Annotated in this window: 11 protein-coding genes and 3 pseudogenes; 1 reads left to right on the forward strand and 13 read right to left on the reverse strand. The window is 50.6% G+C overall.

From position 1 onward, the window contains the following. Positions 1 to 407 (forward strand): annotated as a pseudogene (locus tag FEK42_RS22220) (HipA domain-containing protein); the annotation flags it as partial. Between the two features lie 18 nt (positions 408 to 425). Here the strand turns inward: FEK42_RS22220 and tssE are convergent. From tssE to FEK42_RS22290, 13 genes and pseudogenes are all read right to left on the reverse strand, one after another. Beyond that, entirely contained in the window at positions 426 to 860 is a 435-nt protein-coding gene (gene tssE / locus FEK42_RS22225) for a type VI secretion system baseplate subunit TssE (RefSeq protein ID WP_130210702.1), read from the reverse strand. A 7-nt stretch (positions 861 to 867) separates the two neighbouring features. Next, positions 868 to 1,167 carry a bacteriocin immunity protein gene (locus FEK42_RS22230; RefSeq protein ID WP_130210704.1) on the reverse strand — a complete coding sequence of 100 codons (300 nt, stop codon included), beginning with the start codon at positions 1,165 to 1,167 and terminating at the stop codon, positions 868 to 870. Between the two features lie 823 nt (positions 1,168 to 1,990). Further along, positions 1,991 to 2,542 (reverse strand): hypothetical protein, encoded by a 552-nt coding sequence (locus tag FEK42_RS22245; RefSeq protein ID WP_130259207.1) that lies wholly within the window; start codon positions 2,540 to 2,542, stop codon positions 1,991 to 1,993. A 136-nt stretch (positions 2,543 to 2,678) separates the two neighbouring features. After that, complete coding sequence (locus tag FEK42_RS22250; protein ID WP_135491817.1) at positions 2,679 to 2,954, reverse strand: bacteriocin immunity protein; 276 nt, start codon at positions 2,952 to 2,954, stop codon at positions 2,679 to 2,681. 3 nt (positions 2,955 to 2,957) lie between these two features. Next, positions 2,958 to 4,259 (reverse strand): S-type pyocin domain-containing protein, encoded by a 1,302-nt coding sequence (locus FEK42_RS23130; protein WP_346475856.1) that lies wholly within the window; start codon positions 4,257 to 4,259, stop codon positions 2,958 to 2,960. Between the two features lie 27 nt (positions 4,260 to 4,286). Beyond that, positions 4,287 to 6,521: pseudogene (gene vgrG / locus FEK42_RS23135) on the reverse strand (type VI secretion system tip protein VgrG); the annotation flags it as partial. Positions 6,522 to 6,525: 4 nt separating this feature from the next. Continuing rightward, positions 6,526 to 7,050 carry a type VI secretion system lipoprotein TssJ gene (gene tssJ, locus FEK42_RS22260; protein WP_130210714.1) on the reverse strand — a complete coding sequence of 175 codons (525 nt, stop codon included), beginning with the start codon at positions 7,048 to 7,050 and terminating at the stop codon, positions 6,526 to 6,528. 35 nt (positions 7,051 to 7,085) lie between these two features. After that, entirely contained in the window at positions 7,086 to 8,168 is a 1,083-nt protein-coding gene (tssG, locus tag FEK42_RS22265) for a type VI secretion system baseplate subunit TssG (RefSeq protein WP_130210716.1), read from the reverse strand. Then, positions 8,132 to 9,901, reverse strand: coding sequence for a type VI secretion system baseplate subunit TssF (gene tssF / locus FEK42_RS22270; protein WP_130210718.1), 1,770 nt, complete (start codon positions 9,899 to 9,901; stop codon positions 8,132 to 8,134). Before tssF ends, tssG begins: the two co-directional genes overlap by 37 nt. Before the next feature lie 33 nt (positions 9,902 to 9,934). Beyond that, positions 9,935 to 10,101: pseudogene (locus FEK42_RS22275) on the reverse strand (type VI secretion system protein TssA); the annotation flags it as partial. Between the two features lie 130 nt (positions 10,102 to 10,231). Beyond that, the gene (locus FEK42_RS22280) at positions 10,232 to 13,603 is read right to left on the reverse strand and encodes an ImcF-related family protein (RefSeq protein WP_130210720.1); all 3,372 of its coding nucleotides are present in this window, start codon (positions 13,601 to 13,603) and stop codon (positions 10,232 to 10,234) included. Further along, positions 13,596 to 14,804 carry a hypothetical protein gene (locus FEK42_RS22285; protein WP_130210722.1) on the reverse strand — a complete coding sequence of 403 codons (1,209 nt, stop codon included), beginning with the start codon at positions 14,802 to 14,804 and terminating at the stop codon, positions 13,596 to 13,598. Before FEK42_RS22285 ends, FEK42_RS22280 begins: the two co-directional genes overlap by 8 nt. A gap of 2 nt (positions 14,805 to 14,806) precedes the next feature. After that, positions 14,807 to 15,070: a PAAR domain-containing protein gene (locus FEK42_RS22290; protein WP_130210724.1), complete on the reverse strand. Its 264-nt coding sequence runs from the start codon at positions 15,068 to 15,070 to the stop codon at positions 14,807 to 14,809. Between the last annotated feature and the right edge of the window lie 963 nt (positions 15,071 to 16,033).

Raw genomic sequence — 16,033 nt, forward strand, 5'->3', positions numbered from 1 at the left:
GACGGCCATGCGAAAAATTTCTCTGTGTTTATCTAGGCCGGCGGTAGTTATCGACTCACGCCATTTTACGACATCATTTCAGCATTTCCGGTATTGGGTGGCCCGGGAATACATATCAGCGATCTCAAACTGGCAATGGGGCTTAATGCATCCAAAGGCAGAAAACGGTAATCCATAAAATTTATCCGCGACATTTTTTGGCGACAGCAAAGGCACTGAAATTCCCGGAAGTGCAGATGCATGAAATCCTGAGTGACTTTGCCAGAATGATTCCCGCAGCACTGGATAACGTGAAGACTTCATTATCGGCAGATTTTCCGGAGAACGTGTTGACGGCAATTGAAACCAATGTGTTGAGGTTGCACGGTCGGTTAAGCCGAGAATATGGAAATGAGGGTATGAATTGATTAGATAAATTGATGTTTTTACAGATTTTGCTGCTGTTTCAAGTGTCTGATCATCACCTTTCCCTCTGGCATAAACTCGGTCCCATACCGTACAAGTCCGATACCTCTCAGTTCCGCATCTATGGCGTAACGCAGCTCCCCGGGCACTTGCTGTTCGAATAAAGTTACATTAAGGGACTGCAAACGTGGTTCATACTTGAGTAGAACACCGGCCAGCGTATCGATTAGCTCGTGGGCTGTTCCGGGCATGCCTTGCAGAATTTTGGTCATATCCGGCAAACCATAATCTGGTAGATGAGATATGGTCCCGGCCCGGGCGTTCAAGATACGCTGGATGTTATCCAGCACGGATAAAATGACCTGGTCTTCTTCGTTTACAACTTCAAGGGGAAGATCCCCTGTAAAGTTGCCAGTGAGAATTTCATATAACGATGGGGATTTTCTATTGGACATTTAGACCTCAAGAATCCGCTTCAGAGTCTTTAAAAAGTGGGAGGCCTTGAGATTTTCTCCACACCCTCACAATTTTGATAATATTATTGGGGTTCCCGTCTTCTGGTGATTCAGGATAGGCTATTAGGTCTCCTTGCTTAGGGTGCTCAGTAATAACTATGAAATGGTACATGAGCTTATCTAAGTAAGTATCTAATTCTTTCCCTTTTAGAAACTTATCTTTCCTTGTTGCTTTTCTAAATTCATGTAAGAATTCGAGAAATTCATTTTCAGTGTAATCATTAAACGTACGCATAAATTCAAACATATTTTTCTGTCTGTAATTATGGATTTAATAAAGTGTCATTTACTCTTGGAATTACATAGGGTTATAACGTTCTAGTTTAAATATCTTTGAAAATAGGAAGGCTTTGGGATATTCTCCAGTTTAAAACTGCCTCAATCAATCCTTCTGGAGTACATTTTGAATTATCCTTTGGGTGAAATATTAAATCGCTCTTTTCAGGATGCTCCGTGATTTTGTCAAAGTGATTCGATAATTTTGTCAAATAATCACTAAGAGATTCCCCCTTTGGCTTTGCTTTTCTTGAATTCTTAAAAAATTCATTCAAAAAAGCAAAAATTCTTGTTGTGTATATTCTGAAAATGAGTTTTTAAGTTCCATAAATTACCTTCTATTCATTTTGTGTGGTTTTATTAATCTTTAAAAAGAGCTAATCCATGGTTTTTTCTTGATTTTTTATTTCCTTAATTACGGATTCTGGATTGTCTTCTTCTGGGTGTTAGGGTAATATATAAAATCACTCGCAGTAACTGAGCCAACTAAGTAAATGATTTTATCCAAAAGCTTGTCCAAATAATTTTCTAATTCTGTATTGCTTAATGATTTTTTTGATACTTGCTCGGGATAGAATTCACTTACAATTTCGGTGAATTCGTTTTCTGTATAATTGGAAATGTTTTCGCTCATCTCAGTTACATTTATCATTTCGTGTCTCCTATTTACCATAGTGAATAAATTTATGTTGAAATCGTGATGCCGATTTTACCATTCACACTGGTCTGCGCCAGACCGCATGGCATAAACCTCAGAGATCATCTTGGGCGAAAGTCATTTTGCGGGAATGATGTTAGTTATGGAGAAGTAGGAATTCCTTTAGCTCATTAGATAAATTTTTTTGCTCTACGTAATGTTTTTTCTTTTCCAGAGATAGCCTCCCCCAGAAAGGGTGCCAATATATACTCCACCATGCTTCTATATCGCCTTGTAGACTTCCGAATGTTTCTACATCCCGGTTAGGGAATACAGTGCTCGGTAGCGGTGGTTCTAAATATAAAGCGTAAATATTATCAATGAGGTTGTTGTCATTAGTTATTATATCTACTGCTGTTTGACCAAATTCTTTAAATTGATAATAGTGAAGAGTGCTGTTTTTGAGCGAATAAATAGCTTTATTGCTGGTTATCTTTTTGTTGAACCTTTCCTCGATCGTATCAACTAGCTTTGCTAAGTCATCGGATTTAATCATGAACCTGGTTGAGTATGCATATACCCCGCTCCCAACAAAAAAGAATGGTGGGTATCTTCTTTCTGAGTCTGGGATTGTGATAAAGGTATTTTCAGAATAGATATCCTGAAGGTTATTTTTTTTGCTAAATAAACGATCGAAATTAATTTTCATCAATATAATCCGCAACCAAGTCCGCTCCATAATATCCAGCGACTCCGAATATCATTCCCCAACAAGTCCATTTTTGTTACTAAATTAAGACCGTTACGCAGCAGTCATGATGATATTCTATTCATGATTCTTTGACCTAGAAGTCCTTAAATAATGGAAGCCCTTGGGATTTTCTCCATCTTATTATTTCCCCGATCACCCCATCAGGGCTATCTTCACGGTCGTCTGGGGGATAGAATAACAATCCATTACCTTCAGGGTGATTTACAATTAGGTCAAAGTGCGCAACTAAATTATCTATATACTGCTGCCGCTCTTTTCCTTTTAATTTTTTTGGGTTCGTGAAAAATTCATTTAAAAAGGTTCTGAACTCATCCTCTGTATAATCCTCAAGCTTTGGCTTAAACTCCATAAATCACCTATTTTTCTTTGAGTGTAAATTAATATGATTTCTAACTGTGTTTACGCGCATGTTTTCAAAGTCATAAACAGCCCCACTATCAATAATACGTTCTATATGGTGTATTTCAAATCTTTTTCTTCCACCAACTTGTTCTGGCACTATGCTGAAAGGAGCATTCCCATCTCTTATTTCCATCTGGTTAACCCTTTTAAACTGACTCATCAATTCAGGACATTCTGCCACAGCAAGCCAAAACTCTTCTCTAAAATGGTCAAAGTTACGGAAGGGTTTTCCTCTAAGTTTATCAGCAACCTGCGCAGGTACAGGTGCCCCCAGACCAGAGCTCGCAGCCTCAAGCCATTTCTCTGAACCTGATAGCGTCTCCCCCTTCCCTGTTGCCACACCTGGCTCATCCCTCGCGGTTTTGAGATAAACATAAATCGGCTTAATCCCTGAATCCGCAGGGAACACCAGAATGTAATCGTTAAGATCGCGTTCTTCCGGCACCGGGAAAGGTGGTGTCGTGTATTCATCTTTACCGTCAGGAATTGGCGTGACGAGTATTGTTGCCTGGTCTATTGGCTTGATGTCGCTGCCGGTATGTGAGGGAAGGTCACTGCCCTCAGGTCTCTCTGGCGTCCAGGTAATCAGCGGACCATCGGCACCGTGAGCTGGAGTGAACTCATATTGATTATGCTCACTATTCCACACCATGTTTGCTGTGCGGACACCTTCATACGGGGTACCTTCACCCGTATGGACGCCATAGACCCGCATGTTGCCCTGTTCATCCTGGCGCCAGAAGAATCTCACCCGGGTTGTCGCTTTTGCCCCGGTGATGGCTTTCTGCCGCAGCTCTTCCTCGTACCAGAATTCATCCCGGCCAGGAACCCTGTCACTCCCCTCGCCCGCAGATGGAACGTAGAGTGCGGACATCATCGCTCCTACATACGGAATTCCCCGGGCCGCGCCCAATACGCCGGTCAGGGACCATTCTCCCCAGACCTGGGTCATCACGCCCGTAGCAGCCCCAAGAGCAAGTGGTGCAGCCGTTGCCTGAGCGCCCCCGGCGTCAGGCTTACGCTTTTTGGCTGACTGGGCATGCTGAACGACTTCATCATCTGCATGCTCATGCTGATGGCCATAACCGCAGCAGTCGTCCTCGACAGGCTGGGCAAAAATTGTCATCTGTCCAAAGTTATCAACGGGCTCTTCGGCAGTACCGGCATCCGTGCAGCCTTTCTCCTTCAGGCAGGATTTTGCATACACCGGCGTCACCCACGGGGTGAGCGTTTCGGGATTGAATTCTCTCATGGTCGCTGGAGGCGGTAAGGATAAGGCCTCCGGAGGTTTAGCACTGGCTGATGCCGCCATCGTCCTTTTCACCTTCCGTACATACGACGCTGTCGTACCATACTCGACCTTCCCGGCCTCAAGCTTCAGATAACTGCCACCACCAATCAGCGTGATACGTTTTTTTCCGGCAAAGGAGATGTCACTCGCTGAGCTCAGCGTCAGCTTCTTCTCAGCGAACAACCGCATACTGGCGTTTTGCGCCTGGACATCTATTGGCCCTTCCCCGGATTTCAGGCTCAGTTGACCGGTGCGGGCAAAGAGCCCCAGCTTCTCCCCGGTCAAAGCGGTCGCATTGCCCATCACTCCAGCACTGAAGTCTTCTCCGGCGTTAAGCGCAAGGTTCCGGCCCGCGGCCAGCTGCATATCTTCTCCACTGGTCAGTGCCATGCCTTCCGGCGCCGAGAAAAGCACCGCTTCATTGAGCGGTTTCAGCCGCTGCTCAAACATCTGTATCTGGCTGTCGACATCCCCCTTCAGCGCCAGGGCCTTTTCTGCGGCCATTTCCAGTTGTTGCAGTTGCTGATTAAGCCTGTCGATTTCCTTCAATGCAGCATCCATGTCCAGAGCATCACCCTGCGCTTTCGCCTGGACATCCGCAGCGACAAAGAGTCCCTTTCCTGCTCTCAGGACTCCCCACTCATCGGTGCGCAGCTCTGTGCCTTTACCGCGAAGTTGTCCTTTGCTGTTCACCAGGTGCCCGTTGTTGAGCTGCGTTTTACCGTATTCCGTGGCGAGTTTGATGTGCTCCTCACCACGCTTGTCTTCCATCCGCAATTTTGAGTTGGCCGGTGTCCGGAGGATGTTCCGGGTATGATTGTCCCGGTTCACAAGATCGGGATGTTCGGAGTCGTGTAGTGCACAGGCGATGTACGGCAGATCAATATCGCCATTGCTGTACGCAATCGCCACTTCGGTGCCATCGATGAGCGGCGTATGCCAGCCCAGCGTTTCACCGGCATAAGGCTTCGCCATCCGCAGCCAAAGGTAGCCGTAACCGGGTTCCGTCCCCTCCCGGTCGAAGTCCTGCTTCACCCGATAGCGCCCCTGCTCATCCAGATGTGCGTAGGTATCATTTTTTTCGCGACTTTCGATCCGTGCCGGAAGCGTACCCGCGATGACCGGACGCGGGATCTCTGCCGGACGGAAGCAGTAACGTTCGGTGTAAGGCTGGCCCCAGACCGACACATGCAGACGGGAATCACGGGCGCCCCGGAAGGTCACCAGCGTAAGGATGACGCCCTCTTGCAGGGCCGTAATGACATCGCCCTGCGGCTCCAGCACCTGCCCGGGTGTGAGGTGTGCAGCATTGCTGAACAGGTGAATACGGGCCGACCTGTTGAGCTCCCGCTCGTGGTGAAGTCGGGCCCAGAACGCGCCAGATTCGGTTTCCGGCTCCGGGCTGGCATCGTCTCCCGCTTCACGATAAGGGGCTGCGTAGCGGTAATGCTCCCCGGTGGTGACCACATCATTACGCACGCTGACCGCCGCATTCATCGGCATGGTGGCTGTCCGGTAGTTGTAATCACGCGTGGTGACAGTGCCGGTGGCAATGTTGTGCCAGGTCCGCACATCCCAGACCGATTCTGCCACACTGTCGAACAACCCCGACGGCTCGCTGTAGGGCAACTGCACATCAAACTGATAGTTAAGCTGGCTGTCGGCCAGTATGTAAGTATCCAGACCGCGCACGTCGTCCATCTCCGTACGCCAGTAAATACCCACCTCAGACAGAATGCGCTGAATGAACTGCAAATCCGTTTCCCGCCACTGAGTGATAATTTCACGTGGTGGGTAGGTGCGCTCCAGTCTGAATTCAAAATCGGGACCTTCCAGACCGTGTTTACGCAGCACCTGCTCAACCACCTCAGGAACAGACTGGTTCTGATAGACCACGCACTGTCGGGTATATCCCAGGAGCGCCAGGCGCGAACTGATCGTAAGCCGGTAGTGAGACTGGTCCTTTGAGGTGGAAAGCCATTCCAGGCGGGTCACCATGCCGTGCACACTTTTACCGCTCCGCATCCGGAAAGAGGCATATTTCATCAGCACCTCTTCCGGGGGGATATTCGCCTGAAGCGTTGTGAACTCGATGTCCCAGCTGAAGGGTTCGCTCAGTGCTTCCCTGCCGTAAAAGCGCAGAACATCCGGCTTCACTGAGCTGTCAAAAATATCCAGAAAATATCGGGGCTGTCCGTCAAAAAGCGCTAACCAGTTATCCATCACGTCACTCCTTCACCGGCACGAGGCTGAGCCAGCCATCACCCAGTTCAATCGTGCGGGGGTTGTCCGGGTCCAGATCGTCACGGGTTAGCACCAGGCGCCAGCGGTTGTCCTTCTGATCCGGGCGGTTAAATAATCCCACCACCGCCACGAACTGAGCGTCTTCATCCATGGGCATATTGAGTGTCATGCTGCCTTCTGGCATCACCAGCAGCTCTTTAGACGCCAGTACGTCGTCTTTAAGTACCGTATCGGCATTGCGCAGCAGTGTCTGGTAATCGGCGGCATCAACCGCTTTACGATCCCTGAGCTGATAAACTCTCACCATCGTTGCCAGCGGTGTCTGTGCGCCATCAGCGTTAATGGCCGTACGCGGGGTAAAATCCAGATGCAGCGTTTTGATTTTCTTGTAGAAGATGGATTTCGTGATGCTGACCGTACCGTCCGTGACAGTCTGAGTCAGACCGCAGCCAGCGAGCAGGCTACAGGCAATAAGCGTCAGCGCCCACCAACGGGTTACTGTTGCCATTCAAAAGTTCCTTTATTGAGAGTGGGAGTACGTGATTATTCGAAGCGGTAGTGCCCGTCTTCAGCGGACGGTAGCGCAGAACATTGCAACCCTTCATAGCAGCCCAGACTGACGGTCAGACTTCCCCGACTATTGCTGAGCTTGCCTGCTTTCAGGCCCAGCAAGCCGGTGCGGCCCAGCTGGATACGTCTGCCTTTGCCAAGGCGTGGCTCAGGCAACAATCGTACGGGTACGGTGAGGCGCAGTCGGGCGTCACTGCGGTAGCCGAGATAAACGCGCAGCAGGACCAGTAAATCGGTATGGAGGAAACCACCTGGTAACCACCCTTCGGCTTCCTCCGGATCTTCTGTCTCCAGCGTCACCAGTACCCGACTGCATGCTTCCTTTGCCGTTTTACCCAGCGTGGCTCGCTGAGAAAGACAGATGCGGTTCCCGGTACCCAACCCGCTACGGTTATCGATATGGACCTTAACCGGATCGGGCTCGGTGATAATTGCCCGGGTATTCGGTGCCAGTAGGCTTACCAGGGCCCGAATGCCTTCTGCATTGCGGGTGGGTAATCGCATGGTACCCAGCAAGGCCAGAAAGCGTGAAACCGGCGTTGCCACCTGTTCAGCGGTGCCCGGTATACCAAGGCCGACCAGCCCCAGCAGACACTGAGATGTGGCATCGCGGCCACCTGCCTCGAAGGTGGCCGGCCAGGCGTATTTCCGCCAGATCCGATAATACTGGGTGGTGATACGGTGGCTGAAAATATCCAGAAACGAGGTAACTGCCTCGTGCCCTTCGCGGCGCTGCGCAATGTCGTCCAGCCAGGACGTCGGCAGAGGGGAGTCCACGCCATATATCCCCAAAAATGTCGTACGGACCGTTGGGGGTAATTCCGGGTGGTCTTCGTCAGTCTCCACCGCTTTGAGGGTACTGACCGGGAAACCCATACCAGGCCAGGGCCTGAAGCGGACCGGATCGTTGGCTGGATGGCTGGAGGCGCCCAGTTTCGGCGCGTCCGGATTTTCCTGCTCCAGCAGCTGGCAGAAACGATAAAAATTGGCCCGCCAGATATCTTTGCTCAGGACTAGTGTTAGCCCGGGACGTACTGGCTGTGATTCTCGCGCCATCTCAGTCGTTTTCCTGTCGGTTGCAGCACCAGCGTAAGCTGGTTGAAGAGGTGAATATCAGCGTAGCGCGCGAAGAACCGGTGCAGCATTTCGCCGAAGAGATTCACATCCCCCTCGCCTGCAAAATTATCCATGTTCAGCGTGACCTCTATGTCTACTCCCCGGAGCATAAAGCCCTTCTCAAAACGGCGGAGCAGGGTGTGCTTCACGGCGACGATAGCTTCAAGCCGACGTCGGTTCATTTCATCATCGGTCCAGTCGTACAGCGCCAGCGTTCCCCGCAGGACTTCCGGATTGTCCATCATGCTGAGGAAGTTTGAGCCGAGGTGGCTCATCACCCGCCAGTGAAAACGGTCGTTTGCAGGGGGATACAGCGGTATCGTCGGTGCGGTGACGTTCAGTACCCTGACGGGCACTTTGCCGGTTTTTGCCACCCTGTCCAGGAGCGTACTTTCCAGCGCTGTGCGCGGAAGCTGCCCGTTGGTACCGGTTATTCGCATCGAAAGGGATTCTGGTTTATCGGACAGCTGCTCCAGCTCGAACGAACGCCCCCCGAGAATCAACCAGGTGTCATACAGGCCAGAGGGGCCGCGTTTCACGCGGGTGTGGTAATAACGTTCAGGGGCATCGTGGCGCATCATACCGCCCCGGTGCCGGAAGCTGGTGAACGGTACATAGGGGTGTTTGCCATTCTTTACCGCGCCATGGATATCATCGACGCTGTAAATCTCGGTGTGACCATCCTGAAGACGCAACGGCCTGAGCAGGTATTCGTTATCCAGCGGGTTAAGCGTCAGCGGATCGGCCTCCAGGGTGAAGAGGTTGATGACCGGTGCACAGTGCAGCCGGAAGTTTTCCGTTTCAAAAGGCAGATCGGATGACCAGGCTTCACTGAGCACGATGTCGATTTCAAACCAGGAGCTGGCTTCAGTTAGCCCGATGGTGTCGAGGCCACGCAGTTCAACAAACATAAATTTCGGTCGGAAGCTGAAATACTCCAGCAGCAGCTGGTAACCACTGAAGGCAGTATCGGCTTTCTTCCACAGGCCGTCATTGTCGTCAAAGCCCATGGGTTTGCACCAGCCATCAAACTGATGACGTTCGGTGTATGTCCCTGAATGGCGGGCGTACATGGCGTGAACGCGACGGGTCAATGCCAGGTGGAGTGCTGAACTGATCGGACTCTCTGCGTTGAGGAATATGGCGACTTTGTCGATCCCGGCTTTGCTCCAGTCCACTTTTTCAGGGCATTCGAAGCGCAAACGGATAGCAGAGCGGCCATCGGTTTCAGTATGAAGGCGGGCATCCGCAAGATGCAGTGGTTGCAGAGGAACATCGCGAGTCGTCCGGTACTGGCAGGCGGTTTTATGCGGCCCGACAGGGCGTGATTGTACGGAGAAACCTTCGGCAAGAAGTTCAGCCTGACGAAGGCCACGCCAGTCAGGAGAGAATTCGACGATAGCCAGCGACGGGATGGTCCGCATATAGTGTGGCCACAGCAGACTCACCAGCCCTTCGGTCAGTTCCGGCAGGTCATCATCCAGCTTCTGACGCAAACGGCCCATCAGGAAGGCAAAACCTTCAAACAGGCGCTCTACATAAGGATCGCGGGCGCCGGGTTTATCCAGATTAAGCATCGCTGCCCGATCCGGATGGGCACGGGCGAACTCTTTGCCCGCCTCACGCAGATAGCGCATCTCTGCTTCGTAATAGCGAAGGGTTAAATCATCCATGCATGGTATTCCTGAAAATTATTAAAGAGAATATTAGCCACAGAGCACCATGGCACTGGCCGGGTCAATGGCGATCAGACCCACCAACGGGCTTTATCAGATTCACTGTGACCGGCTTTCATTCGTAGCAGCTTCAGGCGTTGGGCCAGGACTTCAAACAACAGAGCGGGCTCCGAGTCTTCCAGCGTCAGCACTGGCGAAACGTCATCTACCGGCATGGGGCAAGTGAATCGGTTTCCCGCCACTTATCAACCTGACTGAATACACCTGAAGACCAGCCATCTACCTGTTTAGCAAAGGCCAGCACAGGATGAATGCCTCTGTTCATATTTACTCAACACCTTCAGTGCCAGCAGCAACGTTAAAAATGGACGCGGGCAGCGTAAATCCCTGTAGCTTTAGTAAGGCTAGCGGACCGTCGCCCAGCTCGCTGCGCATGATGAACTTCAGAGGATTGCCATCGGCGGTGATCCACACCAGTTGTGTACGGCTGGCATCGAGTGGAGTGATCAGGGCTTTGTCCAGCAGGCGAATGAAGCCCCAGTTACCCTGGTTACTGGCGAAGAGTTGCATACCGCTGTTTACACTACGCCAGATGAGCGACACACCTGGATAGTAAGTATTCCCCGGCCAGGTGAAGCTCTGCCAGCTTTCCATCTGATTGAAGTAATCCAGGTTCTGCTCATCGAGGGTAAGCTGCACTCTGGCAACATCCCGTGAAGGACGCGCCATCAGTTCGAAGTGAACACTCGCATCGCCCTGAGAGAACATGATATCTGACAGTTCCGCCAGCTGATTAATCGCCCGGAGAAAATCCGGACTCACAACCATCCCCTGACTTGCGGAAGGATCAACGACCCAGCGATTCCCTTCCTGGCGGAGGATCCCGCCGAGATTAGTTTTCAGGAAGGTAGTGATTCGACCCGAGTCGCTACGCAGGAACTGAGCCAGTAGCGGCAGGGAGGCATCGCTGCCGGTGGCTTTAAACGGGTACCGTCCCGCAAAGGCCTTATTCCACTGATCGACAATGGTTGTCTGCCAGCGGACATTGAGGCTACCCGCAGCCGGGGCAATTACCTGCCGCCAGGCCAGATCAAGCGGTTGCACAAATAACGACTGGCCAAATCCATTCCACCCCTGCCCCAGACTCGCCGCAACCAGACTGCCGTAGTCGCGGGTATCGGTCAGATCGATGGCTTTGCCCTGGAATACTGTCTGGGCCAGCATCTGCGACATAGCCTGCGGATCCGGGGCGCTGGTGACTTGCTGAAGCTTCAGCCGCACCTGAGTTACGCGGGCCAGCCAGGACTGGAAACTGAGGTTACCGTTGGCACCGGTACCCTCTTTACCTTCCATAAGCCCCATCAGCGGTCCAAACACGCCATCAAGCGGACCTTTAGGGCCCTGTGCCTGTTCAATAAACTGTCTGGCATTTTTTTTCTGACCGATCAGCTTTTTCGCTGAGTCCACGATTGAATCAGCCAGAGCCTCACCTTTCTGCCCTGTTTTCCCCTGCCAGGCCAGCGTGTTCATCAGTGCCACTAGCGGGGACTGGCGGACATCGCCGATCAGACTGAGCTGGGCAATCGCCTCAGACAGTGACGTGGCTTCCTGCCACTGTATGCTGTTGACCATGTTGAGCCAGGCGTTACCAAAATCGGTGAAATAGCGTTCAGTCAGGCGGGCCTTCAGCGCCTCCGGGGAGATATCGCTCCCTGTCTGATGGGTCTTGTCCGACAGTACCCAGTCAATTTCATCGCGGCGGGTTTTCACGACCTCATCAATCGCATCCTGTACCTGCTCTTCCCAGGCCTGACGCGTAAACATTCCAGGAACGACTTCATCAGTGCTGAATACCGTTGAGGCATCGGTGTCGCCAGTCATATCAGCAAGCGTTAAATCAGGCCAGTTGCTGGCCACGCGCTTAAGCATCTCCTGATATAACCCGGACTCAGCGTTCCGCTGGCCAATTTGCTTAAGCAGAATTTGACGGACTGTGCTGATTAATTGGGCATCAGGCTTAATTTTCCATTCCGGATGAGCCGGGAGGTTTTGCGCATAAAAACCCAGCAGTTTCGGTGCGATGTTCTGCCATATGCCATCCGGCACATTCTGGCGTTTCGGTAAGGCTTTCAGCGCGTTTTTTGCCAGCCAGCCGGCGTCCGCTTTGTCCGGACGCGCCAGCATCAGATAACTTTTGAGTATGTCATATGTATGCTGTGTGCCCTGCGTACGGGCATCACTGGCAGGAGGTAGTTGCACAAAGGCATTCAGCTGCTGCCTGAGACTGTCTGCTGTAGCATCCCTCATTAGCTGTGCGTTATTTTTCGCATACAGCGGCCAGAGTGCGGCCAGCGTGTCGCTGTCCTGATTAAGACCAAATCGTGTGTACCATGGCGCGCCGGTCGTCTCACGATGTTGCAGACGGGCAATGGCCTGCTGGAGTACGAGCTGATTGTGCAGACGTTCAGCCAGTGATTTTGCAGTATCCGCTGCCTGTCTTGCCGTTTCCTGCGCCTGATAAATCTGAGTACGGTTAACGATCAGAGACAGCAGTGTAGCGGCCCCCCACAGGACAATCAGGGAAAGCAGAATTAACCGCAGCATCTTCAGCCAGTCGAAGCCCAGCTTCCTGCCGCTGACGGCATCACAGTCATCAATGACGGCTTTCCAGGTCAGTGTGTCGGGGCGTGTGTTTGGGACCGAACCGACAACGGCCACTTCAGGACTGAACATGACACCGCGTAAACGCCAGACCGCAGATCCCTGCATCAGCCCGCCGAGCAAAACATCCAGACTGGCTTTCAGCTCCTGCCGCAGTTGGAGGGATAACTGAAGCAGACCGAAATCAGCCGGATTATTCAGTATCTGTGCCATACCTGCTTTTTGCAGATGCAGTGCCAATGTAGAAAACCCTTCACCCGCGTCTTTCACGGTGCCATCAGGCCCGAATATGACCCCTGTCGCAGCAGTTTCCGCGCCCTGCTGAGCATCGGTGGCGTTGTCAGTCAGCCACAGCCAGACAGGCACCTGCCAGCCCAACTGATGGTCGGCTTTCTGACGGTAACGCAGGAGGGCATCCCGTTCGCCATCCGTTGGAAGGGCTGAAATACTCATCACCTGAATGATGCCATCAACCGGTTGCCCGGATCGCAGGCGCTTCAGTTTTGAAAGGAAGATCTCGTCCGGAAGTGACTGCGCGTCACCGCCATAAATCAGCACATTGCCGTCGCCTTCCTGCCAGAGGTCATTACACAGGCCCGGGGCAGCTTTGTGAACGTCGTCCTGGTTGCCCATCACCAGAAGGAGTCGCACTCTACGCTTCCAGCGACGTCCATAGCGAAAGCGCAGGTGTTCGGATACGGCGTCTTCGCTGAAGACCGGTTCATCGTCGTCTTCTTCACCGGGAATGGTGCTCATTACCGGAGTGACGCTCTCAGCCTTTTTCCGTCCCCACTGGAAATACAACCCAGATTTACCGGCGAGGTCGAAAGCCTTCTCCGTCAGCCAGCCGAGTAAAAACAACGTGGCAACCAGTATGGCGCAGAATGTGAGTATCCGTTGGCCGTCATACGGACCGAAGCCGGTGGCCGAAGCTACGTTTTCCGGAAAGGCATAAAACAGAAATGCCACGATGGCTGTCAGGAAAAAGGCGACAGTTACAACGGAGCCGATGAGAGTTTTTACTTTTACCTTAGACATTCTTGGGCGATTCCTTGCGAACTTCTTCTTTGGTGATGACAGCGATCCAGACGTCGTCTTTGTCAGCGGTGGGTTGGGCGGCGATAACCTGCGGGCCATTATCTCTGCATGCCACTGAGGCAAGAATAACAGCGAGCCAGGGGGCGGCGCGGCTGGCATATCCCAGAACGGAATCAATTCCATGATTGTCTTTTGACAAGCTGAATGTTACCCCGTTATCTTCACAAGCCATATTCCATCCACTTCCGCCTGAAAGGACTGGACCTGTATACCAGGCCGTTTTTAGTGCCTCAGGGGCTGTTGCGGCCCATAACAGCGCCCTGTCCAGCGTTTTTACAAGCTGGACTTCCTTACCCTTTTCTGGGCGATGAAGGCATACTGCATCTGGATAGCCAGCAGCCTTACGGTTGCTGAACACCACAAGAGTAATGGCATCGGCGTCACCTTCATCAGGTTGCGCGGGCAATGAAAACGTCACCTCTGCAAGAATGCCTGGAGTGTTCCAGCGCTGATCAAGCCAGGCATCAAATCCCGCCAGACCTTTGCCTGCGAGGACTCTGAAAACTCTCCCGGTTCTGGCCGTGAGTTCATTTCTGAAGTGCTCCTCCAGTCCGGGACGGATATCATCGTCACAGTCCAGCATCAGGCAGCAAGGAATATCCTGCGAAAGGATGTCGGTAATTTTTTGTACATGGGCGACGAGTGTTGACGTTACAGAGATGAGTTCTGTATCCAGAGCTGTCTGAAAACTGGGTAAGGCTGCATACCTGACAGCAGATTTGGAACCACGTGGCGTGGAGGTCTCTGAAGCTGGAACAGTATGATTAACAGCTTTAACCAGTGCAGCGGGAGTATTTCCTGAAAAGTGTTGAACATAGGTATCGAGTATCCAGCCACAGCGCTGACCACGACAAGTTTCGCTATCAATAAGCGCTTCGCGTTCCGCATTCCTGGACTCAGCCCCTACCTGCTCTACTTTATATGCAAACCTGCGCAGGGAGAAAAGAAGCCCCCAGAGACAGAAAGGCAATCCCAGTGCAGTAAACCAGAAAATAAAGCCAGTGCGTTCTGCCGTCCAGTTCCAGAGCGTTAACGCAATTCCTCCTGACATGACAAATGCCAGGAACAGCAGCCATCGGCGGGTATCAGGTCGTGGAACCTTCGACGCCTTTTCAGGGATAGCATCCAGCAGGACTGGCATACTCAGGCAACCTTTGCAGAAGCAAAAGAGCTGATCAATGTACAGCCACAACCACATTTATGGCCGTGAAAGGCGACCGGGATCCCGTTATCAAGATAATCAGGATTACCTTCGATGATGGTTGTCGGACCATGTAGAGGTATCGGGCAGAAAACCATATCACCTTTACGCGCCACGCCAATCCCACCAAATATCATGGTGTCAGAACAGGTCATGACTGAACCGCCGTGAGTGGTTTTGTCGCCTTTTCGAATAATTTGCAACATTTGTATCTCCATTAATTTATTGTTTACAGGGCGGAATAAATTAATATTTATTATTCAAGTGTTTCAGCGTTGATCCAGAATATAAGAGGTAAACCTTTGGTATTGATATAACCAATATTTACCCATTTATTATCTTGTGAAATCCGTATAACCCTTACCTTATCTCCGGAAACAAGCTAAGCACTGGTCTTATTATTACGCGAAAAATAAAATAAATTTTATTTATTTTTTGCTTTGACTTTCATGAAAATTCCGCTCGGATATTCAGAAATGGTTTTTAATGCAATTTCTTTCGCCTTTTTGTTTTTCTTTGATATATATCCTATTTTCCTTAGATGGTAAGACGCACTGAAGCATGTAAGCCATTCCAGAACTGACTAATATTTCTTTTCCTCCGTCCTGGTATATCCATATACCTCTCCATCCCAGTCGCTAACCTGACACCTGGCTATCTTATTCACCAATTTAACAATCAATGCATTAACATTAAATTTAAAACTCTTCGATGAGTTAAAATGAAATTTATTTTTGTTGGGGGGCTTATGGAAAATTAAATCTTTCCTCATTCACGTAAGGAATATCAAGTATATATTACTTATAATACTATCGTGTCTAAATGAACTCGGTAAGCAATCACTGGATTGAATAATCCTTCCATTTTTCTTGATATCAAACGATATTGTATATTTATTTTTTTCAGAACCTTCGATTACATTAATGACATAATTGTATTTGCCGCGCTTGAAGCCATAATAAGTAATTCTCATTTTGCTATCTTTGGTGTGCCTCAGGTTATTCCTTTCATTAAAAACCACTTTTAACTCTGTTTTACCATTCTTTTCAAAACTATAATTAATTTCTTTTGTAATATTATCAATGAAGAATGAAGCTTCTTTACCTCCCTCTCCAGGTAATGAGCAAGTAATGATTTTAGTGGATTCTTTGTAAATAGACCCGTTTTAG

The organism is Escherichia sp. E2748 (assembly GCF_005781125.1).
Classification (GTDB): domain Bacteria; phylum Pseudomonadota; class Gammaproteobacteria; order Enterobacterales; family Enterobacteriaceae; genus Escherichia.